At 70.0% G+C, this 23,345-nt stretch carries 19 protein-coding genes and 1 riboswitch; of the genes, 9 read left to right on the plus strand and 10 right to left on the minus strand.

All coding sequences use genetic code 11. From position 1 onward, the window contains the following. Nucleotides 1-5 precede the first annotated feature (5 nt). On the plus strand, nucleotides 6-1,088 hold the full coding sequence (locus tag IPJ61_RS12045) for a branched-chain amino acid aminotransferase (protein WP_297107546.1): 1,083 nt from the start codon (nucleotides 6-8) through the stop codon (nucleotides 1,086-1,088). 90 nt (nucleotides 1,089-1,178) lie between these two features. Here the strand turns inward: IPJ61_RS12045 and IPJ61_RS12050 are convergent, their stop codons facing one another. The 3 genes from IPJ61_RS12050 to IPJ61_RS12060 all read right to left on the minus strand — a co-directional run bounded on the left by IPJ61_RS12050 (nucleotide 1,179) and on the right by IPJ61_RS12060 (nucleotide 2,400). Further along, nucleotides 1,179-1,595, minus strand: a complete 417-nt coding sequence (locus IPJ61_RS12050) for a type II toxin-antitoxin system VapC family toxin (RefSeq protein WP_297107551.1) — start codon at nucleotides 1,593-1,595, stop codon at nucleotides 1,179-1,181. Continuing rightward, entirely contained in the window at nucleotides 1,592-1,858 is a 267-nt protein-coding gene (locus IPJ61_RS12055; RefSeq protein WP_297107553.1) for a hypothetical protein, read from the minus strand. Before IPJ61_RS12055 ends, IPJ61_RS12050 begins: the two co-directional genes overlap by 4 nt. 71 nt (nucleotides 1,859-1,929) lie before the next feature. Continuing rightward, on the minus strand, nucleotides 1,930-2,400 hold the full coding sequence (locus IPJ61_RS12060; protein WP_297107556.1) for a hypothetical protein: 471 nt from the start codon (nucleotides 2,398-2,400) through the stop codon (nucleotides 1,930-1,932). A gap of 109 nt (nucleotides 2,401-2,509) precedes the next feature. Between IPJ61_RS12060 and IPJ61_RS12065 the strand changes: the two genes are divergently transcribed. Beyond that, on the plus strand, nucleotides 2,510-4,000 hold the full coding sequence (locus IPJ61_RS12065; protein WP_297107559.1) for a sensor histidine kinase: 1,491 nt from the start codon (nucleotides 2,510-2,512) through the stop codon (nucleotides 3,998-4,000). Continuing rightward, a complete protein-coding gene (locus IPJ61_RS12070) occupies nucleotides 3,988-4,638 on the plus strand; it encodes a LuxR C-terminal-related transcriptional regulator (protein ID WP_297107562.1) in 651 nt (216 codons plus the stop codon). Before IPJ61_RS12065 ends, IPJ61_RS12070 begins: the two co-directional genes overlap by 13 nt. Here IPJ61_RS12070 and IPJ61_RS12075 read toward each other — a convergent pair. From IPJ61_RS12075 to IPJ61_RS12100, 6 genes are all read right to left on the minus strand, one after another. Next, nucleotides 4,631-5,518 (minus strand): fructose bisphosphate aldolase, encoded by an 888-nt coding sequence (locus tag IPJ61_RS12075; protein WP_297107565.1) that lies wholly within the window; start codon nucleotides 5,516-5,518, stop codon nucleotides 4,631-4,633. The genes IPJ61_RS12070 and IPJ61_RS12075 overlap by 8 nt on opposite strands. 236 nt (nucleotides 5,519-5,754) lie before the next feature. After that, nucleotides 5,755-7,338, minus strand: coding sequence for a chaperonin GroEL (groL, locus tag IPJ61_RS12080; protein ID WP_297107568.1), 1,584 nt, complete (start codon nucleotides 7,336-7,338; stop codon nucleotides 5,755-5,757). 14 nt (nucleotides 7,339-7,352) lie between these two features. Beyond that, on the minus strand, nucleotides 7,353-7,649 hold the full coding sequence (groES, locus tag IPJ61_RS12085) for a co-chaperone GroES (protein WP_297107571.1): 297 nt from the start codon (nucleotides 7,647-7,649) through the stop codon (nucleotides 7,353-7,355). A 178-nt stretch (nucleotides 7,650-7,827) separates the two neighbouring features. Continuing rightward, nucleotides 7,828-8,760 (minus strand): polyphosphate kinase 2, encoded by a 933-nt coding sequence (gene ppk2 / locus IPJ61_RS12090; protein WP_297107574.1) that lies wholly within the window; start codon nucleotides 8,758-8,760, stop codon nucleotides 7,828-7,830. Nucleotides 8,761-8,886: 126 nt separating this feature from the next. Then, on the minus strand, nucleotides 8,887-10,476 hold the full coding sequence (locus IPJ61_RS12095; RefSeq protein ID WP_297107577.1) for a 5-oxoprolinase subunit B/C family protein: 1,590 nt from the start codon (nucleotides 10,474-10,476) through the stop codon (nucleotides 8,887-8,889). Then, nucleotides 10,473-11,258 (minus strand): LamB/YcsF family protein, encoded by a 786-nt coding sequence (locus IPJ61_RS12100; protein WP_297107580.1) that lies wholly within the window; start codon nucleotides 11,256-11,258, stop codon nucleotides 10,473-10,475. The genes IPJ61_RS12095 and IPJ61_RS12100 overlap by 4 nt, the downstream gene beginning before the upstream one ends. Nucleotides 11,259-11,464: 206 nt before the next feature. On the opposite strand from IPJ61_RS12100, the gene IPJ61_RS12105 reads away from it, so the two are divergent. The 3 genes from IPJ61_RS12105 (at nucleotide 11,465) to metE (ending at nucleotide 19,344) form a co-directional block, all read left to right on the plus strand. Next, nucleotides 11,465-13,057, plus strand: coding sequence for an aspartate:alanine exchanger family transporter (locus IPJ61_RS12105; protein WP_297107583.1), 1,593 nt, complete (start codon nucleotides 11,465-11,467; stop codon nucleotides 13,055-13,057). A 30-nt stretch (nucleotides 13,058-13,087) separates the two neighbouring features. Further along, a complete protein-coding gene (locus tag IPJ61_RS12110) occupies nucleotides 13,088-16,471 on the plus strand; it encodes a pyruvate carboxylase (protein WP_297107585.1) in 3,384 nt (1,127 codons plus the stop codon). A 213-nt stretch (nucleotides 16,472-16,684) separates the two neighbouring features. Then, nucleotides 16,685-16,911, plus strand: a riboswitch (cobalamin riboswitch). Between the two features lie 126 nt (nucleotides 16,912-17,037). Beyond that, a complete protein-coding gene (gene metE / locus IPJ61_RS12115) occupies nucleotides 17,038-19,344 on the plus strand; it encodes a 5-methyltetrahydropteroyltriglutamate--homocysteine S-methyltransferase (protein WP_297107588.1) in 2,307 nt (768 codons plus the stop codon). A 62-nt stretch (nucleotides 19,345-19,406) separates the two neighbouring features. Here the strand turns inward: metE and IPJ61_RS12120 are convergent, their stop codons facing one another. Then, a complete protein-coding gene (locus IPJ61_RS12120; RefSeq protein WP_297107591.1) occupies nucleotides 19,407-19,895 on the minus strand; it encodes an NUDIX hydrolase in 489 nt (162 codons plus the stop codon). A 158-nt stretch (nucleotides 19,896-20,053) separates the two neighbouring features. On the opposite strand from IPJ61_RS12120, the gene nikC reads away from it, so the two are divergent. The 3 genes from nikC (at nucleotide 20,054) to IPJ61_RS12135 (ending at nucleotide 23,291) form a co-directional block, all read left to right on the plus strand. Continuing rightward, nucleotides 20,054-20,824 (plus strand): nickel transporter permease, encoded by a 771-nt coding sequence (gene nikC / locus IPJ61_RS12125; RefSeq protein WP_297107594.1) that lies wholly within the window; start codon nucleotides 20,054-20,056, stop codon nucleotides 20,822-20,824. Then, complete coding sequence (locus IPJ61_RS12130; protein WP_297107596.1) at nucleotides 20,811-22,451, plus strand: ATP-binding cassette domain-containing protein; 1,641 nt, start codon at nucleotides 20,811-20,813, stop codon at nucleotides 22,449-22,451. The genes nikC and IPJ61_RS12130 overlap by 14 nt, the downstream gene beginning before the upstream one ends. Nucleotides 22,452-22,652: 201 nt before the next feature. After that, nucleotides 22,653-23,291: a hypothetical protein gene (locus IPJ61_RS12135; RefSeq protein ID WP_297107599.1), complete on the plus strand. Its 639-nt coding sequence runs from the start codon at nucleotides 22,653-22,655 to the stop codon at nucleotides 23,289-23,291. The last annotated feature ends 54 nt before the right edge of the window (nucleotides 23,292-23,345 follow it).

Genomic DNA, 23,345 nt, shown 5'->3' on the forward strand with positions numbered 1-23,345 from the left:
CACTCATGACTGCATTTGACATCCAGAGGTCCACCGGGCGCACCGCCGAGGAGCGCGCAGCGGTCCTCGCCGATCTCGGCTTCGGGGCCCAGTTCAGCGACCACATGACGCTGATCGACTGGACCGCGGCCGACGGCTGGCACGACCACCGCGTCGTGCCGTACGGCCCGTTCGAACTCGACCCGGCGTCGGCCGTCCTGCACTACGCGCAGGAGGCCTTCGAGGGATTGAAGGCGTACGCGCGCGCGGACGGCTCCGTCTGGCGGTTCCGTGCCGAGGTCAACGCCGAGCGGTTCCGCCGCTCGTGTCGTCGGCTCGGGCTGCCGGAACTGCCCGTTGACGACTTCCTGGCCAGCATCGACGAGCTGGTCCGGATCGACCGCGACTGGGTGCCCACCGGCGAGGAGCAGAGCCTGTACCTGCGCCCGTTCGCGTTCGCGCGGAGCCCCTTCCTGGCCGTCAAGCCGTCGACGTCGGTGACCTACGCGGTGATCGCCAGCCCGTCCGGCTCCTACTTCGGCGGCTCGGGCATCACGCCCGTCGACATCTGGTTCACCACCGAGTTCTCGCGCGCCGCCCCGGGCGGCACCGGCTTCGCGAAGTGCGGCGGCAACTACGCGGCGTCGATGCTCGCGCAGGCCGAGGCGGAGGCGAACGGCTGCAGCCAGGTGGGCTTCGTCGACGCCGTCGAGCACCGCTACGTCGAGGAACTGGGCGGCATGAACCTCTTCGCGGTCACCACCGCCGGCGAGCTGATCACGCCCGAGCTGACCGACACCATCCTCGAGGGTGTGACCCGCTCCGCGATCCTGCAGCTCGCCCGCGATGCCGGCCTCTCCGTCGTCGAGCGGCGCATCGCCCTGGACGAGCTGCTCGCGGGCATCGACGACGGCACCGTCACCGAGGTGTTCGCCTGCGGCACCGCCGCGGTGATCACTCCCGTGGCCTCGCTGAAGAACACGGGTGGCCGCCACGTCGTCGGCTCCGGAGACCCGGGCCCCGTCACCCTCGACCTGCGCACGGCGCTGACCGAGATCCAGTACGGCCTTCGCCCCGACCCCCACGGCTGGACCCATCGGATCGTCTGAAAACCGCTGGTTGAGCCGGGTCTCCGCGCGAAGCGCCGGGCCCGCGTCGAAACCAATGGGCCGGACGAACCGGATGAGCCCTGCTGGTCGTCAACGCACGGCAACGGACCCGGGGTCGACCCGAGCGAGCCCTGGGCAGCGGTCGAAGTCGCTGTCCACGGTGACAATCTCGTCAAACCCCTGCTCGAGCGCCGTCGCCGCATGCACCGCGTCGCGTCCGCGCATTCCGCTCCGTTCGACGAGCTCGATCGCCGCCTGCAGCACCTCCCCGTCGAACGGGTGCAGCACGCACGAGGCCGCGACGAGCCGGGACTGGGCGACCGCGTCCGCGGCATCGCCCCGGCGCAACCGATGGAAGAGCACCTCCTGCACCATCTCGACGCTCGCGTGCAGGACGACCTCGCCGCGCGCTGCCCGCTCCAGCAGGTTCAGGCAGGCGACGCGATGGGGTGACTCCCCGCCCAGCGCGAAGATGGGCACGTTGGCGTCGATGAAGACGCGGCTCACCGGCCGACCCCGGCGACATCGTCCTCGTAAGCGTCCTTGATCGCCTCCCAGTCGTCTTCTGGACGCTCCCGCGGAGCCTTGCACAGCTCGACGAGCGACGTCAGCGCCACCGCACGGGAAACGGCCTCGCTGGGATAGGCGATGTCGATCGCACCGCGGATGACCGCGGACACGCTGCGCCCGGAGCGCTTCGCCTCCGAGTCAACCCGTGCGAATCGCTCCTGATCCAGCAGCAACTGGAGCCTTCTCTCCATCACACTCATACACATACACTAGCATGTGTATGTACCGCTATCGGCCGGTCACACGGCGGCGGGTCGGGCGGCTTGACGGGTTACCCGCGGGCGCGGCGAACCACGGAGACGACGACCGCAATCAGCAGGATCAGCGTCGTGACCACGCTCGCCATCCAGCCGGGGACGGCGATGGAGGCGAAGAACACGTGGGTCGGGTGGTCGAACACGTCGTGGTCCGCGTGGGCGCCACCGTGGGTCAGCACGACGAAGAGCTCGCCGATGTGCCCCACCAGCCACGCGGCGAAGAACACCGTGGTCACCCACGTGAGCACGGGCACGGCCTTGCCCTGGCTGAGACGGCGCACGTCGCGCAGCAGGAGCACAGCGAGGACGCAGGTCGCGATCCCCAGCAGGTGGAAGACGAGGTGCCCCCAGCTTGCTTCCATAGGCAGGAAGATCAGCGGCAGTGCGATCGTGACGAGGAGCAGGGCGATCAGCCCGACGATGCGGGGCGCCCCCAAGGCCGGCGGCTGGGTCGCCGTCGGGGATGCTGTGGAGATCGAGCTCATGTCAGGTCCTCTCTCGTGACTTCGATCCGAGGCTAGGCGTGAGCCCGGCCGGCGAACATCGGTGAGATCGCCTATTTCCTTGAGGCCTCTCGAGGACGACGATGGGCACATGACAGGCATCGTGCTCGGGCCTGCGACGCTCGGGATCATGGCGCTGGCCGGCGCGGCGATCCTCGTGCTCGCGGTCTGGTCGACGGCGAACCGCGTGGTGCGGGTGGCCACCGCCGTGCTCGGGATCGGCGTGTTCGCCTACCCGTTCCTCCTGGGCCTCGCCATGGCTGGCCGCGGCGGAGAGGCGCTGCAACTCCTCGCCACGACGGGCCACCTCCTCCCGCTGGCGACCGCAAGTCTCCTGCCTATCCTCGCCACCGGCGCGGTCACCGGAAAGCCGAGGACGGGCTGGATCGTGGCGCTCGCGGCTCTCGTCCTTGTGAGCACCGCGGCGAGCGCCGCGGGCCAGTTCGGCGCCGGGGAATCGCCGCTGCTCCTCAGCATCGGGTCGTTCACATGGCTGGCATCGTTCGGGCTTCCGATGGCCGCGACCTGGCCGGCGGTGCGAGGCACCAGCGGCGACGTGCGCCGTCGGACGATCGTGTGCGGGCTGGCGGCCGTCGTGCCCGTGGTCATCATCTCGTTCTGTCTGACCCTCGGCGAGGCCCAGGAGGTCGTCGGGCACGGCGACGCGGCCGTGACCGCGCTCATGCTCGGCTTCTCCGCCAGCACGCTCAGCACCGCGGCGCTCGCCCGCGGAGCCGCCTCCTCCCGCGAGACGTGGGCGCGGCGCGCCCCAGTGATCGTCGGCCTGCTCGCTGCAACGCTCGCGGCCGCGACGGTGATCGTCGCCCTCGGCGTCGGCCTCGCGATCACGGCGGCGGGCGGCGGCGCACCCGTCGCCGTCGTCGCCGGCGTGCTGGTGACGGCGAGCGTCGGCATCCCGGCCGCGCGACTGCATTCGTGGGTCGCGCTGCAGGTGGATCCTCCGCCGGTGGTCGCATCCGAGCTGACGGCGCGGACTGAGGCCGCGATCGCCGCCGAGCGCCAGCGCCTCAGCCGTGACCTGCACGACGGGCTCCAGGGACGCCTGCTCGGGATCACGCTCAACCTGCAGCTCTCGGGCGCGCAGCTCGCCGACCCCGCGGCCCGTCTCCTCGTGGACGACACGGTCAGCGCGCTGCGCGACGCCGTGGACGAGGTGCGCTCCCTGAGCGAGGGCAGGGTTCCCGGCATCCTCGCCGAGGGCGGACTCGGCCCCGCCGTGGCGCACCTCGTGCGCCCGCTGTCTCGGGTCACCTCGCTCAGCCTTCCGACACGACGGTTCGCCGCGGATGTCGAGGCGACGGCGTACTTCGTGGTGAGCGAGGCGCTCGCCAACGCCGTCAAGCACGCCCGTGCGGACAACATCGGCGTCACCGTGAGGGATGCCGGGGACACCGTGCTCGTCGCCGTCGTCGACGACGGCGTGGGCGGAGCCGACCCTCGGGCCGGCTCGGGCCTGAGAGGCATTGCTGAGCGCGTGTCTGCGTCCGGCGGGCTGCTCGTCGTCGGCGACGCCGCCCCGCACGGCACCGTTGTGGAGGCCAGGCTGCCATGCGGGTCGTGATCGCCGAGGACCAGGTCCTGCTTCGCGACGGCGTCGTGCGCCTACTGCAGGGAGCCGGCCACACCGTCGTCGCGCAGGTCGGCGACGCGCGGGCGCTCATCGAGGCGGTGAACCTGCACCGCCCGGACCTGGTGATCGCGGACATTCGCATGCCTCCCTTCTACGCAGACGAGGGGTCGGCCGCCGTCCTCCTGCTCCGCGAGAGCTGGCCCGGGCTGCCCGTCGTGATGCTGACGCAAGTCATCGATCCGAGGCTGATCAGTGCCGTCATGAACGGCGAGGTCGCCGCGTTCGGCTACCTCTTGAAGGACCGCGTGCTGGACACGGCCGTCTTCCTCGACCAGCTCGCCGTCGTCGCCGACGGCGGAACCGCGATCGACCCGGTCGTCATCGACGACTACCTCCGCCGCAGCGCGGGACGGCTCGCCGACCTCACCGCCCGCGAGGTCGAGGTGCTGCGCCTTGTCGCCCAGGGCCGCAGCAACGCAGGCATCGCATCGGCGCTGGTGATCTCCCGGCGCACGGTCGACGCGCACCTGCGCTCGATCTTCGCCAAGCTCGACCTCGCGTCGGACCCCGACGACAACCTGCGCGTCCTCGCCGCCCTCGACTGGCTCGGATCACGTTCCGCTATGTGATCGAGGCGTCGTAGATGGCCTGGATCGACGCGGCCAGCGTGGCGTCGAACTCCTCTTCGGTCATCGTCTCCGTGAGGCCCTCGGTCAGCGCGCGAGAGAAGCTCGCGATGAGCCCGTGGTTGCGGGCGAGGATCTCGACGGCGTCGGCGCGGGAGTAGCCCCCGGAGAGGGCGACCACCCTGAGCACGTTCGGATGCTCGATGACCGGCCGGTAGAAGTCGTCTTCTGTCGGCGGCGTCAGCTTGAACATGATCGGCACCTCGAAGGTCTCCTCGTGCAGCCTGCGGAGGATCTCCTCGAGCAGTATCCGCTCGCACTCGTGCTTGTCGGGCGAGTGGATGTCGATCTCGGGCTCAAGGATCGGCACCAGCCCTGTCGCCGCGATGCGGTGGCCGATGTCGAACTGCTGCGCGACGATCGCCGTGATCCCCGCCGGACCCGCACCCTGGATGAGGGAGCGCATCTTCGTACCGAACATCCGCGCGGCCTTCGCGCGGGCGAGCAGGCCGTCGAGGTCGTCGATCGGCTTCATGAGCCGGACGCCGTCGGCCTCCTCGCGGAGCCCCTTGTCGACCTTCAGGATCGGAAGAATGGTCTTGCGCTCCCACAGGAAGTCGCCGGCGGGCATGCCGTCGAAGGTGCGGTCCATCGTCTGTTCGAAGAGAATCGCGCCCAGGATGTGCTTCCCGGAGAACGAGGGGCTCGTGACGATCCGTTCGCGCATCGCGTGCACGAGGGCGAACATCTCGTCGTCCCCGGAATAACGGTCCTCCGCGATCCCGTACCGCTTGAGCGCGCCGGGGGTGCTGCCGCCGCTTTGGTCAAGGGCCGCGATGAAGCCGTGCCCGGTGCCCATCCGCTCGAATTGTGCGCTGTCCATGGTCCCTCCTGACGGTGTCGGCGCCGCCTCGTCACGGCACCTGGAGTGACACTCAATTCTACCCGCGCCAGGTCCGCTCCCCTGAAACACGACTCGCGTCTCAGGGCGGCTGACGGTCGTCGAGGCTGATTCCGTCAGGGGCGGAGGTCGAGTGAGAATGGCCCCTGGATCAACGCCATGAACAGAAGACGGCGCCCCGGGTGAAACCCGGGGCGCCGCCGTTTGCCGACCAGAGATCAGTCGTCGGACTCGCGCTTGTCCACCACCAGGGTCTCGGTGGTGAGCAGCAGCGAGGCGATCGACGCGGCGTTGGCGAGCGCGGAACGCGTCACCTTCACCGGGTCGATGACGCCGTGCTCGACGAGGTTCTGGTACTCGCCGATCTTGGCGTTGTAACCGTGGCCGACCTCAAGCTCCGCGACCTTCGTCGTGATGACGTAGCCGGCCTCGCCGCCGTTCTCGGCGATCCAGCGCAGCGGCTCGACCAGCGCCTTGGCGACGACCTTCACGCCCGCCGCTTCGTCACCGTCGAGGCCGAGGTTGCCCTCGAGCACCTTGCCCGCGTGGATGAGAGCGGAGCCGCCGCCGGCGACGATGCCCTCCTCGATGGCGGCACGGGTCGCCGAGACGGCGTCCTCGATGCGGTGCTTCTTCTCCTTCAGCTCCACCTCGGTGGCGGCGCCGACCTTGATCACGCACACGCCGCCGGCGAGCTTCGCGACCCGCTCCTGGAGCTTCTCGCGATCCCAGTCGGAGTCGGTGCGCTCGATCTCGGCGCGCAGCTGCGCGACGCGGCCGGCGACCTCCTCGTGCTCACCAGCACCGTCGACGATGGTGGTGTTGTCCTTGGTGACGACGACGCGACGCGCGCGGCCGAGCACCTCGAGGCCCACCTGGTCGAGCTTGAGGCCGACCTCGGGCGCGACGACCATGCCGCCGGTGAGGATCGCGATGTCCTCGAGCATCGCCTTGCGGCGATCGCCGAAGGCCGGGGCCTTGACCGCGACGGAGGTGAAGGTGCCGCGGATCTTGTTGACCACGAGCGTCGACAGCGCCTCGCCGTCGACGTCCTCGGCCACGATGAACAGCGTGCCCTTGGCCGCGATGACCTTCTCCAGCAGCGGGAGCAGATCGTTCATCGAGGAGATCTTGCCGCTGTTGATGAGGATGTACGGATCCTCGAGCACGGCCTCCATGCGGTCGGCGTCGGTCACGAAGTACGGGGAGAGGTAGCCCTTGTCGAACTGCATGCCCTCGGTGAACTCGAGCTCGGTGCCGAAGGTGTTGGACTCGTCGACGGTGATGACGCCGTCCTTGCCGACCTTGTCGAACGCGTCGGCGATCAGGGCGCCGATCTGCTCGTCGCGCGAGGAGATCGTGGCGACCGAAGCCATGTCGTCGGTGGTGTCGACGGGGCGGGCGTTCTCGCGCAGCTGGTCGACGACAGCCTCAACGGCCTTGTCGATGCCGCGCTTGAGGCCGATCGGGTTGGCACCCGCGGCGACCGCGCGCAGGCCGGCATGCACCATGGCCTGGGCCAGCACGGTGGCGGTGGTGGTGCCGTCGCCGGCGACGTCGTTGGTCTTTGTCGCGACCTCCTTGGCCAGCTGAGCGCCGAGGTCCTCGTACGGATCGTCGAGCTCGACCTCCTTGGCTACGGTCACGCCGTCGTTGGTGATCGTCGGGGCGCCCCACTTCTTGTCGAGGACGACGTAGCGGCCCTTGGGGCCGAGCGTCACCTTGACGGTGTTGGCGAGCGTGTCGACGCCGCGCTCAAGCGCGCGGCGGGCGTCCTCGTCGAAAGCGAGAATCTTTGCCATGGAACGAGTGCCCCTTACTTGGTGACGACGGCGAGGATGTCGCGCGCGTTCAGGAGCAGGTACTCCTGGCCGTCGTACTTGACCTCGGTGCCGCCGTACTTCGAGAAGATGACGACGTCACCCTCGGCGACGTCGAGCGGGACGCGGTTGCCCTTGTCGTCGATGCGGCCGGGGCCGGTGGCGACGACCTCGCCCTCCTGCGGCTTCTCCTTGGCGGTGTCGGGGATGACGAGGCCGGAGGCGGTGGTCTGAACGGCCTCGAGGGGCTTGATGAGGATGCGGTCCTCGAGCGGCTTGATCGTGGTTGCCACGTCAAACACCTTTCTCTTCGCGTTCCGGGAGACCCCGGATGAGTTGTCCTATCGTGTGGCCGGGCGTCGTCGCGGGTGCCGCCTGGTCGTTAGCACCCGGGCATGCCGAGTGCTAAAGGACAAACTAGCGTGGAGTTAGCACTCATTCAAGCCGAGTGCCAATCGAGGTGTCCGTCCCTCAGTTGGTCGCGACCTCCTCGATGACCCCTTCGGGCAGCGGCAGGCCGTCGTGATCCACGCCTTCGTGGTCGATGCCGTTCGGCAACGGCTCGTCCTCGACGTCGACGTACGGCGGCGGGACCTCCTCGACCTTCAGCGTCGATGCGAAGTCCGGGACCTCGAGCTGCAGCGCGCGGTCCGTACGGCGGTACCCCGTCGAAGGCGGGCGCTTCGGGAACTTCAGCGGCGGGCGATCGACGTGCGTGTAAGGGATGGAGCTCAGCAGGTGGTGGATCATGTTGACCCGCGCCTTGCGCTTGTCCTCCGACTCGACCACGTTCCAGCGCGCCCCGCTGATGTCCGTGTGCACGAACATCTCGTCCTTTGCCCGCGAGTACTCCTCCCAGCGGGTGATGGACTCGAGATCCGTCGTCGATAGCTTCCAGCGGCGCATCGGATCGGTGAGGCGCGACTTGAACCGCTTCGTCTGCTCCTTGTCCGAGACGGAGAACCAGTACTTCAGCAGGATGATGCCGTCCTCCATGAGCATGCGCTCGAAGATGGGGCACTGGCGGAGGAAGCGACGGTGCTCCTCGGCGGTGCAGTACCCCATGACGCGCTCGACGCCGCCGCGGTTGTACCAGGACCGGTCGAACAGGCGGATCTCACCGGCGGCGGGAAGGTGCTCGACGTAGCGCTGGAAGTACCATTGCGTGCGGTCTCGCTCGGTGGGCGCCGGGAGCGCGACGACGCGCGCGACGCGAGGGTTGAGATACTCGGTGATCCGCTTGATCGCGCCGCCCTTGCCCGCGGCGTCGCGGCCCTCGAAGACGACGACGATGCGAGCTCCGGTTGCCTTGACCCACTCCTGCATCTCGACCAACTCCGCCTGGAGGGCTAGCAGCTCAGCCTCGTAGAGTTCCTTGTTCATCCGCGGGTTCTTCTTCGCCATGGCACAGTGTTGCACCGCGTCGGCCGCGCGCGGGGTCCGCCCACAAAATTACTTCGTCACTTTCTGGGATGGCTGAGCCTCGATCTCCCGGAGCCGCGTAGTAGGCGCAGACCGGTGGATCGAGGCTCAGGCTGGGTCCAGGCGGAGGCGGTCACCGGGGCGGAGCTGGGCCGCGCGGTCGGCGGAGTCGTCGGTGAGGACGCCGACGACGGGGTAGCCGCCGGTCGGCGGATGATCGGCCAGGAAGAGCACGGGTTGACCCGACGGCGGGAGTTGGATCGCGCCGCGGACCGCGCCCTCGCTAGGCAGTTCGCCCCCGCGTCGCGCCAGCGGGCTCCCGACGAGCCGCGCGCCTACTCGGTCGACGGCGTCACCGACCGTCCACGCCGACCCGGCGAGGCCCTCCACCCAGTCGCCACGCGGGCCGGGCAGGTAGCGGAGCACCACGAGGTCGGGCCACGGCGCCTGCGGCACGTGGTCGATGGCAGGCGCCCACCCGGGCGCGCCGCGCCCGACGCGGACCGCGTCGCCTGTGCGCAACGGTTCCGGGCCGAGCCCGCCGAGGGTGTCGCGCGAGCGGGATCCGAGGACCGGTGCAACATCCACTCCGCCCCGCAGGGAGAGATAGGTGCGCAGACCAGCGGTCGGTGTCCCGAGCGTCAGCGTCTCGCCGTCGCCGATGGTGAACACCGTCGCGTGCGACACCGCGCGCGAGGCGCGCGGGACCGAACTCAGCGCACCTCCACCGCGCTCCCCCGACGCAGGGGCCACGCGGGTGGGGCAGGGTGCGCCCGTCAGCACCGCGGTCATCGTGCCGGCAGCCGTGAACGCCACCTGACCCATCGTGATCTCCAACGCGGCTTCTCCGCGCTCGTTGCCGACCATGCGCTGCCCCAACTCGTAGGCGCCGCGGTCGGCGGCCCCGCTCGCGGAGACCCCGATGGCGCCCAGCCCTGGACGGCCGCGGTCCTGGACCAGCACGGGCAGCAGCGACCGCTCCACGACGAGGTGCCGGCGGCGATCTGACGGAAAAGCGCGGAGAGATGAGGATTCCGGCCCTCCAGGAGCCCGAACGTCTGTCTGGCCGCACCTCTCCGTCAGATCTGCGGCCGCCCTGCGCTCGACGGCCACGAATCGCACCGTGTCCCCCGGAGCGATCAGCGAGGGAGGGGTGGCGCCGGGGTCGAACAGCGCGGCGTCGGTGCTGCCGATCAGCCGCCAGCCGCCCGGGGACGACGTCGGGTACACGCCGCTGAACTCGTCGGCGAGCGCCACCGCGCCCGCGGGGACACGGGTCCGAGGTGACGCCAATCGCGGCACGCGCAGCCTTGCGTCGCCGCCGACGAGGTAGACGAAGCCGGGTGCGAACCCGCCGAAGGCCGCCAGCCACGGGGTCCCGGTGTGGGCGGCGACCACCTCGTCGATGTCGAGCCCGGTCAGCCGCGCGACCTCTTTCAGGTCCTCGCCGTCATACGCCACCGGCACCTCGACCTCGCGACCCGCCCGGCCCGACGGCGCGAGGTGCGAGGCCATGGCCGCTCCGACGCGCTCCTCGATGCCCGCCACCGACGGTGCGATCACCAGCAGCGTGCGCGCGGCGGGGACCACGTCGGTCACTCCGCGGAACCCCCGCAGGCGCGCATGCGCGGCGAGCACGTCGTCGAGCGTCTCGAATTCCAGCAGCGCCGCGTGCGGGCCGCAGGGTAAGACCCTCACGGCGCAAGAGAGCGGGACGACCCGGCCGGCGCGAACGCGGCGACCTCGACACCCTCCTCAACAAGCGCCGTCCGCACCGCCGCCGCGAGCGAGACCGCGCCGGCGGTGTCGCCGTGCAGGCACACCGACTCGATGTCGAGAGGGACGAGCGACCCGTCCACGGCGACGACGACGCCCTGGGTGGCCAGGACGACGACGCGGCGCGCGACCTCCAGGGGATCGGTGAGGAGAGCACCGGGTTGGGACCGTGGGACGAGCCCGCCGTCGGGCAGGTAGCCGCGGTCCGCGAAACCCTCTGTGACCGCGCGCAGCCCGGCCTCGGCGGCGCGGCGCAACAGCGCGGATCTCGGCGCGCCGAGGACTGCGATCGACGGGTCGAAGGACCGCACCGCGTCCACCACGGCCGCAGCCTGGCCCTCGTGCCCGACGACGGCGTGGTACAGCGCGCCGTGCGGCTTCACGTAGCTCACGCGAGTGCCGAACGCGCGACAGATCCCGTCCAGCGCCCCCATCTGGTAGACGACATCAGCAGCCAGCTCCGCGGGCGACGCGTCGACGAACCGGCGCCCGAAGCCCGCGAGGTCGCGGTAGCTGACCTGTGCGCCGACGGCGACGCCGTTGATGGCCGCCAGCCGACACGTCTCGGTGAGCGTCAGCGGGTCGCCGGCATGGAATCCGCAGGCGACGTTGGCGCTGGTCACCAGACTCAGCATCCCCGCATCGTCGCCCAGCCTCCAGCGGCCGAACGACTCCCCGACGTCGGCGTTGAGGTCGATTCGCATGGGTCGAGCTTAGGCCGAAAATCCCGGCTGATACGCTCCTTTCGAGCCGCCCGACAGCGGCTCTCGAGGCACCGGGGTTCGGATCCCGGCTCGAGCAGGGGAAACGTGGTGAGATTCCACGCTGTGCCGCAACTGTGATGCGTCCGAGAGGCGCTAAGTCAGACCGCCTGCTGTCTCGGTCATCCTCGAGCAAGGAGCCTGGGCGTATGGCCCCCATCTTTGATCTTCTCGCGGCGCACCCCCTGCTGCTTTTCGGCCTCCTCCTGTTCGTCGGCTCCGCGCTCGGCCACGTCCGGGTCGCTGGGGCCTCCCTCGGCCCGGCCGCCGTCCTGTTCGTCGCCCTGGGCCTCACCGCCTGGGGGCAGTCCTACGGCGCCGAGCTGCTCATCCCCGAAGTGCTCGGGAGCTTCGGCCTCGTGCTCTTCACCTTCATGATCGGCATCATCTCCGGGCCCAACTTCTTCGGCTCGCTGAAGCGGGGCTGGCCCGTGATGCTGAGCACGCTGGGCGTCCTCGTCATCGCCGCTGTCGTCGCGGGGCTCGGCGGCAGGGCGCTCGGCCTCGAGGCGCCCGTGACCGCCGGCACGTTCGCGGGCGCACTCACCAACACCCCCGGCCTTGCCGCCGCGAGCCAGGCTGCCGGCAGCGCCGATCTCCCCGCCGTCGGCTACTCCATCAGCTACCTGTGGGGCGTCGTCGGAATGATGCTGGCCGCGGCGTGGGCGCTGCGCCACCGCCAAACCGACGGCGCAGCCGCCGCCCCCGTGTTGGAGCAGACCACCATCCGCGTGGAGACGCGAGAGGCGCTCACCATCGACGATGTCCTCGCCACCTATCCCGCGACGGTCAGCATCACCCGCCTCAAGCACAAGGCCGCCCGGGCCACGGTTCCCGCGCCCACCGAGCCCATCCTGGTGGGCGACCTGATGAGCGTCGTCGGGCCCGCCGACGCGCTCGCCCAGCTGACCAACGACCTCGGCCATACGTCGTCTGTCGACATCATCGGCGACCGCACCTCGCTGGACTCCAACCGCGTGACGCTGTCGGCGTCGAAGCTGGCCGGGCATGCCGTCGCGGAGCTGGACCTCTGGAACCGCTTCGGGGCTCAGGTGTCCCGGGTCCGCCGCGGCGACGTGGACATGATCCCGGACCCCGACTTCCAACTGCAGATGGGCGACCGTCTGCGCGTCGTCGGCCCGCGCGACAAGATGCGCGCGATCCGGATCTTCCTCGGCGACTCCGAGCGCGGCTTCTCCGACATCAACCCGGTCGGCCTCGCGCTCGGGCTGCTCGTCGGGATCGGGATCGGGACCATCCCGCTCCCTCTCCCGATGGGCCACTTCACGCTCGGCTCCGCGGCAGGAACCCTCATCGTCGGACTGGTCTTCGGGCGACTCGGCCGCATCGGCCCCATGCCGGTGTCCATGTCGACGGCGGCAGCGCACTCCCTTTCCGGGCTCGGCATGCTCACCTTCCTCGCCTACGCGGGCACCCGCGCCGGAACGCAGTTCGCGGGCGCCATCTCGTCCAACATCGGTTGGAAGGTCGCGGTGCTCGGATTCGTCGTCACCGTCGTCGCCGCCGTCGGGCTGCTTGCCACCGCGCGCCTCTTCCACCGCACCGACTGGGTGCAGCTCGCCGGGCAACTGGGCGGCGCGCAGACCCAGCCCGCCGTGATGGCCTTCGCCAACACGCGCACCAACTTCGACACTCGCGTTGCCCTCGGCTACGCGCTCGTCTACCCCGTGGCCATGGTGGGAAAGATCCTGCTTTCCCAGCTGCTGGTCCTCATCGGCTAACTCAACCCACCCTGACAAGGAGAAACGATCATGTTCGAGAAGATCCTGGTGGCCAACCGCGGCGAGATCGCCGTGCGCGCCTTCCGGGCGGCCACGGAGCTGGACGTCCGCACGGTCGCTGTGTTCCCTCACGAGGACCGCCACGCCGAGTACCGGCTGAAAGCCGACGAGTCTTACGAGATCGGCGAGCGCGGGCGGCCGGTTCGCGCCTACCTGGACATCGATGGCATCGTCACGGCAGCCAAGGAGGCCGGCGCCGACGCCATCTACCCCGGCTACGGCTTCCTCTCGGAGAACCCAGAGCTCGCGGGTGCCTGCCGCGACGCCGGCATCGCGTTCATCGGCCCGCCGAAGGAGGTGCTGGAGCTCACCGGCAACAAGGCGCGCGCCATCGCCGCCGCCGAGGCCGCGGGCTTGCCGACGCTGCGTGGCAGCGACCCCAGCTCCGACGTGGCGGAGCTGCTGGCGAAGGCCGACGACTTCGGCTTCCCGCTGTTCGTGAAGGCCGTCAGCGGTGGCGGGGGCCGCGGCATGCGCCGCGTCGAGGACCGGGAAAAGCTGGAGGATGCGCTGACGGAGGCCATGCGCGAGGCCGAGTCCGCGTTCGGCGACTCGCGCATGTACCTGGAGCGGGCCGTCATCCGGCCGCGGCACATCGAGGTGCAGATCCTCGCCGACGCCACCGGCGACGTCATCCACCTGTATGAGCGCGACTGCTCGGTGCAGCGACGCCACCAGAAGGTCGTCGAGATCGCACCAGCGCCCAACCTCGATCCCGAACTGAGGCAACGGATCTGCGACGACGCGGTCCGGTTCGCCCGCCACATCGGTTACGTGAATGCCGGCACCGTCGAGTTCCTGCTCGGCGAGGACGGCTCCTACGTGTTCATCGAGATGAACCCACGCATTCAGGTGGAGCACACCGTCACCGAGGAGGTCACCAACATCGACCTCGTCGGCGCCCAGATCCGCATCGCCGCGGGCGAGACGCTCGCGGGAATGGGGTTCTCGCAGGACGAGGTGGAGGTACGGGGCGCAGCCCTGCAATGCCGCATCACCACCGAGGACCCAGCCAATGGTTTCCGTCCCGACTCGGGCACCGTTTCTGTGTACCGCACCCCGGGCGGCACTGGCGTCCGGCTCGACGGGGGCGTGGTGTTCAGTGGCGCCACGATCGGCGCCCACTTCGACTCCATGCTGGTGAAGCTGACCAGCCACGGCCCGAACCTGGCGACGGCGGCCAAGCGCGCGCACCGCGCCCTGACCGAGTTCCGCATCCGGGGAGTTGCCACCAACATCCCCTTCCTCGAGGCCGTCATCTCGGACCCGGAGTTCCTGGCGGGCAACACGACGACGTCGTTCATCGACGACCGCCCGCACCTGCGGCACCACCACATCCCCGGCGACCGCGGCACCAAGCTGCTGACCTACCTCGCCGAGGTCAGCATCAACAAGCCGCACGGCGAGGCGCGAGCCACCGTCCGGCCGCGCGCGAAGCTTCCCGACCTGCCCGCCGACATGGCCGCCGCCGCGCCGCCCGCCGGCTCCCGGCAGCGCCTCTTGGAGGTGGGGCCCGCCCGCTGGGCGGCGGAGCTGCGAACCCAGAGGGCCGTCGCCGTCACCGACACGACGTTCCGCGACGCGCACCAGTCCCTGCTCGCCACCCGGGTGCGCACGCGCGACCTGCTCGCCGCGGCGCCCGTCGTCGCGCGCACGCTGCCCGGCCTGTTCAGCGTCGAGGCGTGGGGCGGAGCGACGTACGACGTCGCTCTGCGCTTCCTCAAGGAAGACCCGTGGGCCCGGCTGGACGCGCTGCACACGGCGATGCCGAACCTGCCGCTCCAGATGCTGCTGCGCGGCCGCAACACTGTGGGCTACACCCCCTACCCGCTGACCGTGACCAAGGCATTCGTGGCGGAGGCCGCGCGCTCCGGCCTGGACGTCTTCCGGATCTTCGACGCACTGAACAACATCGATCAGATCCGCCCCGCGGTGGAGGCGGTGCTGGAGACTGACCACGCCGTCGCCGAGGCCGCGCTCTGCTACACGGGCAACATGACCTCGCCGAAGGAGAAGCTGTACACGCTTGACTACTACCTCCGCCTAGCGGAGCAGCTCGTCCTGTCCGGCGCGCACATCCTGGCGATCAAGGACATGGCCGGCCTGCTGCGCGCGCCCGCGGCCGCGAAGCTGGTGACCGAGCTGCGCGTGAACTTCGACCTTCCAGTGCACCTGCACACGCATGACACTGCAGGAGGACAGTTGGCGACGCTGCTCGCCGCCGTCGGCGCGGGCGCGGACGCCGTCGACGTCGCGTCTGCGCCCATGGCGGGAACGACGTCGCAGGTCTCGATGTCAGCACTGGTCGCCGCCCTCGAGGACACCGAGCGCGCGCCCCAGCTCGACCTCGCGGCCGTGCAGGCCCTCGAGCCGTACTTCGAAGCCATGCGGGCCATCTACGCGCCGTTCGAGTCCGGCCTGCCGGGCCCGACGGGCTCGGTGTACCACCACGAGATCCCGGGCGGGCAACTGTCGAACCTGCGCCAGCAGGCCAACGCGCTGGGCCTCGGCGACCGGTTCGAGGCCGTCACCGACATGTATGCGGAGGCGAACCGGATCCTCGGCAACATCGTCAAGGTGACCCCGTCGTCGAAGGTGGTGGGCGACCTCGCGCTGGCGCTCGTCGGCCGTAGCGCCGACCCGTCGGACTTCGAGGCCAACCCGCAGAACCACGACATCCCGGACTCGGTGATCGGCTTCCTGAACGGCGACCTGGGCGACCCACCCGGTGGCTGGCCCGAGCCGTTCCGCACCAAGGCCCTCGCCGGCCGCGTCACAAAGCCGGTGATCACCACGCTCGCCGACGACGATGCCGCGGCTCTGGCCGCCGAACCTCGCCGCGCCCTGAACCGGCTCCTCTTCCCGGGCCCGCTTGCGGACTTCGAGCAGGCGGTCGAGGCGTACAGCGACCTGTCGGTCGTCCCGACGAGGGAGTTCCTGCACGGCCTTGCGCAGGGCCAGGAGATCGAGGTCGAGCTGGAGCGCGGCCGCGCCCTGCTGCTCTCCATCCAGGCCGTCGGCGAACCCGACGACCGCGGCATGCGCCAGGTGATGTGCACCGTCAACGGGCAGCTGCGCGTGGTGACGGTGCGCGACGAGTCGGTCGCCTCCACCGTCGCGAAGGCCGAGCGCGCGAACCCCGACAACCCCGGCGAGGTCGCCGCGCCGTTCGCCGGCGTGGTGACGCTCACGGTTGCCGTGGGCGACGAGGTCGCCGCGGGCGACCAGGTCGCCACCATCGAGGCCATGAAGATGGAGGCCGCGATCACGTCTCCCGTCGGGGGGACTGTGCGCCGGGTCGCCATCGGTGGGGCTCAGGCCGTTGAGGGTGGTGATCTGCTGCTTGAGATATAGGGACCGCCGATCACTCATTCTTGCGAGCTGCGGCGCACTGGATCGGGCGCCCAGCCAGCATGTCCCCGCCCGGAGAAGGAATTGGTTCAGTGCTTCCCTCGCGATACGCGCTGCGGGGTCGGGTCGACAGACCCGGCCGCTGCGTGCGCCCGCGTTTTCGCCCATTGTGAACCTGCACCGAAACGCGTCACCGGCAGCCTTGAGAACGTGAGAGACTTGCGCCTTGCAGCTGGTTCGCGGCGGCAGATCGAGTCCCGATCGGCCGCGGCGTCGCAAGAGGGAACCCGGTGAGAGTCCGGGACTGCCCCGCAGCGGTATGCGGAAACGACCGTCGGCATTGAGCACTGGGCACCAGCCTGGGAAGCGCCGGCCAGTAGGCACTCCACCCCCGGGTGGGCCTGTCCGCGAGTCCGAAGACCTGCCAGCCGCACCGCGCCCGACGGGCGCGGTTGGTCTGCGGCCCTCGCGGGAGGGGTCCCGACGGAACAGGGCCGTGCCCTGCCCTCAGTCGTCCTCCCTTCCTCGGCCGTGGGCCGTCCACCGACGAGCTCGCGAGGGATGAGCACATGACAACCACCCATTCACCCATCGGTGCCACCGCGCTGGGGTTCCCACGTATCGGCAGGAACCGCGAACTGAAGCTGGCCCTTGACGCGTACTGGGCCGGCAGGATCGACGCCGCCGCGCTCGAGGCGGCGGCCACCGCCGTTCGCCTGGATGCCGTCGACTCGATGACCGGCCTCGACTCCGTCCCGGTCAACACCTTCAGCTGGTACGACCAGGTGCTCGACACCGTCGTGCTCGTGGGCGCCGTTCCCGAGCGCTACCGGGCCATCTCCGGGGAGCACGTGCTTGCAGGCTTCGACGCCGCCCGCTACTTCGCGATGGCGCGCGGCAACGCGGAGGTCGCGCCGCTGGAGATGACCAAGTGGTTCGACACGAACTACCACTACCTCGTGCCCGAGATCGGCCCCGAGACCGCGTTCACGCTGAACGCCGCCAAGCCGCTGGCGGAGCTTGCCGAGGCCACCGCGCGCGGCGTGCGCGCCCGGCCGGTCATCGTCGGCCCGTTCACGTTCCTGGCGCTGGCAAAGGCGTCCGACGAGGCGCCGGAGGGCTACGACCCGCTGGAGCGCCTGGATGACCTGGTGGAGGTGTACGCCCGGCTTCTCGGCGAACTCGCCGTCGCCGGGGCAGAGTGGGTGCAGCTCGACGAAACCGCAGCCGTCCGTGACCTCTCCCCCACGCAGGCCGAGCAACTCGGCGCCGTCTACCGTCAGCTCGCGGCGATCACCGAGCGCCCCGCCATCCTGGTGACCACATCTTTCGCCGACCCTGTTGAAGGTCTCCCCGCGCTGGTGGCCTCTGGCGTCGAGTCCGTCAGCCTCGACATCCTGCGCGGCCCCTCCCTCGAGGCGGCGCGCGAGGTTCCCGGCATCGACCGCGTCGAGCTGGTCCTGGGCGCCGTCGACGGCCACAACATCTGGCGCGCCGACCTCACCGCAACCCTGGCCCGGCTTCGGGACTGGGACGGCGTGGGGGCCGCGCGCAGCGTGGGTACCACCTGTTCGCTCCTCCACGTGCCCTACGACTCGGAGCGCGAGACGTCTCTGCCGGAGGCGTTGCGCGCAAACCTGGCCTTCGCCGACCAGAAGCTCGCCGAGGTGGTGGCGCTGCAGCACGCCCTCGACGGCCGCACCGATCAATCGGCGGCGGCGTTCGCTGCTTCAGACGTCGCGCTCGCCGAGCGCGACGCCATCCCCGGCCGCGTCAACGCGGACATCGCGGCGCGCCTGGCGGGTCTGAGCGACGCGGACCGCACGCGCGAGCACCGGCCGGAGCGCGCCGTCGCCCAGACCGCACGGCTAGAACTCCCGCTGCTGCCCACAACGACGATCGGTTCGTTCCCGCAGACCCAGCGCCTGCGCTCCGCCCGTGCCGCCGTCCGCGCCGGGCGCCTGGACGAGGCTGCGTACGAGGGCCAGATGCGCGAGGAGGTCCGGGAGGTGATCGCGCTGCAGACCGAGATCGGCCTCGACGTCCTCGTGCACGGCGAGCCCGAGCGCAACGACATGGTGCAGTACTTCGCGGAGCAGCTGGAGGGCTACGCGGCCACGGTGCACGGCTGGGTGCAGTCCTACGGCTCCCGGTGCGTGCGCCCACCGATCCTCTTCGGCGATGTCCACCGCCCCCGCCCGATGACCGTCGAGTGGGCGGCGTTCGCGCAGTCACTCACCCCGAAGCCGGTCAAGGGCATGCTCACCGGCCCGGTGACGATGCTGGCGTGGTCGTTCGTGCGCGAGGATCAGCCGCGCTCCGTGACGGCCGACCAGGTGGCTCTGGCCCTCCGCGACGAGGTGTCGGACCTGGAGGCCGCGGGCATCGGCATCGTCCAGGTCGACGAGCCGGCGCTGCGTGAGACGCTGCCGCTGCGGGCGGCGGGACAGGCGGCCTACCTCGACTGGGCCGTCGCCGCGTTCCGCCTGGCAACCAGCTCCGTCCGCGCCGAGACCCAGGTCCACACGCACCTCTGCTATTCGGAGTTCGGCGAGATCATCGGCGCGATCGACGCCTTGGACGCCGACGTGACGAGCATCGAGGCGGCGCGGTCACGGATGGAGTTGCTGGCCGACATCCAGGAACGCGGCTTCGGCGGCGCGCTAGGCCCCGGCGTCTACGACATCCACTCCCCGCGCGTGCCGCGCACGGACGAGGTGGAGGAGCTGCTGCGCGCAGCGCTCGCGTCGCTGCCCGCCGGGAGACTGTGGGTCAACCCGGACTGCGGCCTGAAGACCCGCGGCTACGCCGAGGTCGAGCCCGCGCTCAGGAACCTGGTCGACGCCGCGGCCCGCGTCCGGGCCACGGCCGGCTAGGTCACATCCGTTCGATCGCTCGGCCGGGATTCGCAGTACATCTGCCCTCGGATTCGCAGCCGCTAGGCGGGCAGCATCGACACCTGCCAGCCCACGCTGTGTCCGCCGTCGTAAGGGATGACACCGTGGAACTGACCGACGGAGGCATCGAACACGAGCGGGAGGAAGTGGCGGTCGCCATCCCACATGGGCAGGTCCATCATGGTGGCGACATCGTGCCAGGAGAGGGTGCCCTCGGCGTTGGCCGGGGGCACCTCGCCATCGAACGCGGTGACGAGGAAGACGAAGCCGAACACGTCGCGGCCGTTGAACCCCGGCCAGGAGACGGTGCCGCGCAACTCCAGCGAGGTCGCCTCGATGCCCGCCTCCTCGCGGAGTTCGCGGCGCATGGCGGCGACGACGTCCTCACCGGGCTCGACCTTGCCGCCCAGGCCGTTGTACTTGCCCAGTTGCTCGTCGCTCTCACGCGCAACCCGGTGCACGAGCAACACCCGCGAACGGTCCGGCGTCGTGACATAGGCGAGCGTCGTCAACTCAGGGCGAATCGGCATGCGACGACCCTACCCGTGGCCGGCCCGGGACGCGGCGAGGCCTAAGCCACCCCCTCACTACGCCGTGTAGTACCGATGGCTAGAGTTGCTCTCGCGAGCTGGTGGTTCCTGAAACTCAGGGGCCTGGAACTCCGGTGTGAATCCGGGTCGCCATCCTGATGCTCGGACCGCTGTTCGCGCCACACAATCCCGAGCTGATCGACCTGACCAACCGGCTGCAGGGGCCCTCTGCCGCTCACTGGCTGGGCACCGACAACCTCGGCCGCGACATCGCCTCCCGTGTGCTCGCGGGCGCGCAGGTCACCGTCGGCCTCAGCCTGCTGGCACTGGCGCTCTCCATCCTGATCGGGGTGCCGCTTGGCCTGCTCTCCGGCTGGGTGGGCGGCCGGTTCGACTGGGCCGTGATGCGGGTCGTCGACGCCTTCATGGCGCTGCCGGACTACATCGTGGCCATCGTGCTCAGCGGCCTGCTGGGGCCGGGGTTCGTGAACATGCTGATCGCCATCGTCGTGGTCAAGTGGGTGGGCTATGCGCGCCTCACCCGCAGCCTCGTGATCCAGGAGAAGACCCGCGACTACCTGATGATCTCCACGCTTGCCGGCGGGTCCACCCGGCGGATACTCCGCCAGCACATGGTCCCGCACATCGTCGGGCCCACGCTCGCGCTGGCCACCATGGACATCGGCAAGGTGATCCTGCTCGTCGCGTCGCTGTCGTTCATCGGCATGGGCGTGCAGCCGCCGTCGCCCGAGTGGGGAGCGATGCTGAACGACGGCCGCGCTTACTTCGCGCAGGCGCCGGAGCTGATGATCGTTCCGGGCCTTGCCATCTTCGTCGTGGTTGCCCTTGTCAGCTGGCTCGGCGACCAGCTGATGAGGCGCTACACCATCTCCGCCGACGACGAGAGGCTTACCCATGTCGCTGCTTGAGGTCTCGAATCTCCGAATCGCGACCAGACACGGACGCGAACTGGTCACGGGCATCGACTTCGCCGTCGAGCCCGGGGAGTGGTTCGCCCTGATCGGCGAATCCGGCAGCGGCAAGTCGATCACGGCGAGCGCGATCACCAATCTGCTCGCCGGCTCGCTCCGGCGGACGGCGGACGTGATCGGCTTCGACGGCTCCGACCTGCTCTCGATGGACAAAGCGGAGCTCAGGAGGGTGCGCGGCGACCAGATCGCCTACGTCTTCCAGAACTACCAGAGCGCCTTCACGCCGTACTACACCGTCGGCAACCAGATGCACGAGTTGCTCCAAGCGCATCGCCGGTTCTCGAAGGATGAGCGGCAGGCGCGGATCGACGACGGCGTACGCGCGGTCGGGCTCGACCCGGCCCTCGTCCGCCGGTATCCGTTCCAGGTCTCCGGCGGGCAGCTCCAGCGGCTGGCGCTGGCGTCGGCCATGCTCCTGGAGCCGAAGCTGCTGATCGCCGACGAACCCACCACCGCGCTGGACTCGTGGAGCTCCAGCGTCGTGCTGGAGCAGCTGGCCTCGATCAAGGCGACCACGGGTTGCGCCATCCTGTTCATCACGCACGACCTGCGCATCATGAACCGCTATGCGGACCGGGTCGCGATCATGCAGCGGGGCGAGATCGTGGAGCGCGGGCCAAAGGACCGGATCGTCCTGCACGCCGAGCACCCGTACACGCGCGACCTGCTGGCCTCGATTCCACCGCTTCGGGGCACGACTGCACGCCTGCCCGTGCGGGACGAGCAGGCACTGACCCGGCTGATGACGGTGAGGCCCGTCGACATTGCGTCGGCGGCGACCCCGGTGCTGCGGGCCGAGGGTCTCGTCAAGGTGTACGACGGCGGCACCCGGGCCGTCGACGGGGTGAGTCTCGAGCTGGCGCACGGCCGGTGCCTCGGGGTCGTCGGGGAGTCCGGCAGCGGCAAGTCGACGCTGGCCCGGTGCCTGCTCACCCTTGAGCCGATCACCGACGGTGACGTCTGGCTCCACGACCAGCGGTTGAACGCGCTGGCGAGGCCCGCGCTGCGCACGGCCCGGCAGCGGATGCAGCTGGTGCTGCAGAACCCCAACGCGTCGTTCAACGAGCGGCTGCCGATCATCCAGTCGTTGATGGAGCCGCTGGAGTGCGTAGGGCGTCGCTCCCCCAGCTTCCTGCAGGTTGGCGACGACCCCCGGAGGGTGGCCGCCGCACTGCTGGATCTGGTGCGGCTTCCCGCCGAGTACCTCGACAAGATGCCGGCCCAACTCAGCGGCGGCGAGAAGCAGCGGGTGTCGATCGCGCGCGCGATCAGCACGGAGCCGAGCTTCATCGTCCTCGACGAACCTACGGCGAGCTTGGACGTCTCCACGCAGGCTCGCGTGCTGAACCTGCTGAAGGACCTGCAGGAGGCGCTCGGGTTGTCGTACCTGTTCATCTCGCACGACCTCAGCTCGGTGCAGTTCATCAGCCAGCACCTGATCGTGATGAAGGACGGCAAGGTCGTTGACGACTTCGAAAGGTCGCAGCTGTTCGCCCCCGGTCGGCACGTGTACACCAGGCAACTCATCGACCTGTTCGAGGATCTTCCCTCGCGGATCGCATGAGCTACCCGACAAGGGATTTGGGGTACGGCTCCTGTAGTATCTGGCCGTCGGGCAGTTCGAATCCGGTGAGATCCCGGAACTGTCGCGCAACCGTGATCCCGCCTCGACGGGGAGTCGGACCCGCTGCCGGACGAAGGTGTAACACTCCGTCGCGCAAGCGGAAGAACCGGGCCGACGGACCTACCGGGAATAGAGGTCCCCATGCTCAAGCGCTCGGCTCTGAGGCGCCTGTCCATCCCTGCCGCGGCGGCGCTGACCGTCGGCCTCGGCGTCGTCATCCTGCCTGCGCACGCCGCGCCGCCTGCCACCGCGCAGGAGTGCGTGGACGCCGGCCTCGTCTGGGTTCACGTCGAGTACGACGACGTCGTCAAGGGCGCGTGCGCCACGGAGTTCGACACGGCGGAGGACGCCCTCGTCGAAACCGGCCTGTTGGAGGCGCCCACGTCCTACATCACCAAGATCGACGGCCGTCAGGCCGAGAACCGCGAATGGTGGTCGATCTGGCTGCAGTTCCCGGACGAGGAGACCGGCGAGTACCCGGACGCGTGGGAGATGGCCGAGTTCGGCGCGGACCAGCAGAAGCTCGTCGCGGGCGACGTTCTGGGTCTCGTCCTCCAGGAGGACTGGGACAACTGGGAGGCGACGCACCCCCCGCTGACCGAGCTGAACCTCCAGCCGGTGGTCGAGCCGACCCCCACTCCGACGCCGACCCCCACTCCGACGCCGACGCCGACACCCACGCCGACGGAGAAGCCCTCGCCGACGCCGACCCCGACGCCCAGCGCGACCCCCACGTCGAAGCCGACGGACAAGCCCGGCCTCCCGAGCACCGGGAACTGAGGCACAGCGGTTGGCGCGTCCCGATGCGGGGCGCGCCAATCGTGTTCTTTCGAG

Source organism: Tessaracoccus sp., from assembly GCF_016714275.1.
Taxonomy (GTDB): Bacteria; Actinomycetota; Actinomycetes; order Propionibacteriales; family Propionibacteriaceae; genus Arachnia.

Coding starts and splice junctions, on each gene's coding strand:
- groL (WP_297107568.1), bottom strand. CDS start 7,338: ATGGCAAAGATTCTCGCTTTCGACGAGGACGCCCGCCGCGCGCTTGAG.
- IPJ61_RS12110 (WP_297107585.1), top strand. CDS start 13,088: ATGTTCGAGAAGATCCTGGTGGCCAACCGCGGCGAGATCGCCGTGCGC.
- metE (WP_297107588.1), top strand. CDS start 17,038: ATGACAACCACCCATTCACCCATCGGTGCCACCGCGCTGGGGTTCCCA.
- IPJ61_RS12045 (WP_297107546.1), top strand. CDS start 6: ATGACTGCATTTGACATCCAGAGGTCCACCGGGCGCACCGCCGAGGAG.
- IPJ61_RS12105 (WP_297107583.1), top strand. CDS start 11,465: ATGGCCCCCATCTTTGATCTTCTCGCGGCGCACCCCCTGCTGCTTTTC.
- ppk2 (WP_297107574.1), bottom strand. CDS start 8,760: ATGGCGAAGAAGAACCCGCGGATGAACAAGGAACTCTACGAGGCTGAG.
- nikC (WP_297107594.1), top strand. CDS start 20,054: ATGCTCGGACCGCTGTTCGCGCCACACAATCCCGAGCTGATCGACCTG.
- IPJ61_RS12055 (WP_297107553.1), bottom strand. CDS start 1,858: ATGAGTGTGATGGAGAGAAGGCTCCAGTTGCTGCTGGATCAGGAGCGA.
- IPJ61_RS12075 (WP_297107565.1), bottom strand. CDS start 5,518: ATGGACAGCGCACAATTCGAGCGGATGGGCACCGGGCACGGCTTCATC.
- IPJ61_RS12060 (WP_297107556.1), bottom strand. CDS start 2,400: ATGAGCTCGATCTCCACAGCATCCCCGACGGCGACCCAGCCGCCGGCC.
- IPJ61_RS12135 (WP_297107599.1), top strand. CDS start 22,653: ATGCTCAAGCGCTCGGCTCTGAGGCGCCTGTCCATCCCTGCCGCGGCG.
- IPJ61_RS12100 (WP_297107580.1), bottom strand. CDS start 11,258: ATGCGAATCGACCTCAACGCCGACGTCGGGGAGTCGTTCGGCCGCTGG.
- IPJ61_RS12120 (WP_297107591.1), bottom strand. CDS start 19,895: ATGCCGATTCGCCCTGAGTTGACGACGCTCGCCTATGTCACGACGCCG.
- IPJ61_RS12130 (WP_297107596.1), top strand. CDS start 20,811: ATGTCGCTGCTTGAGGTCTCGAATCTCCGAATCGCGACCAGACACGGA.
- IPJ61_RS12065 (WP_297107559.1), top strand. CDS start 2,510: ATGACAGGCATCGTGCTCGGGCCTGCGACGCTCGGGATCATGGCGCTG.
- IPJ61_RS12070 (WP_297107562.1), top strand. CDS start 3,988: ATGCGGGTCGTGATCGCCGAGGACCAGGTCCTGCTTCGCGACGGCGTC.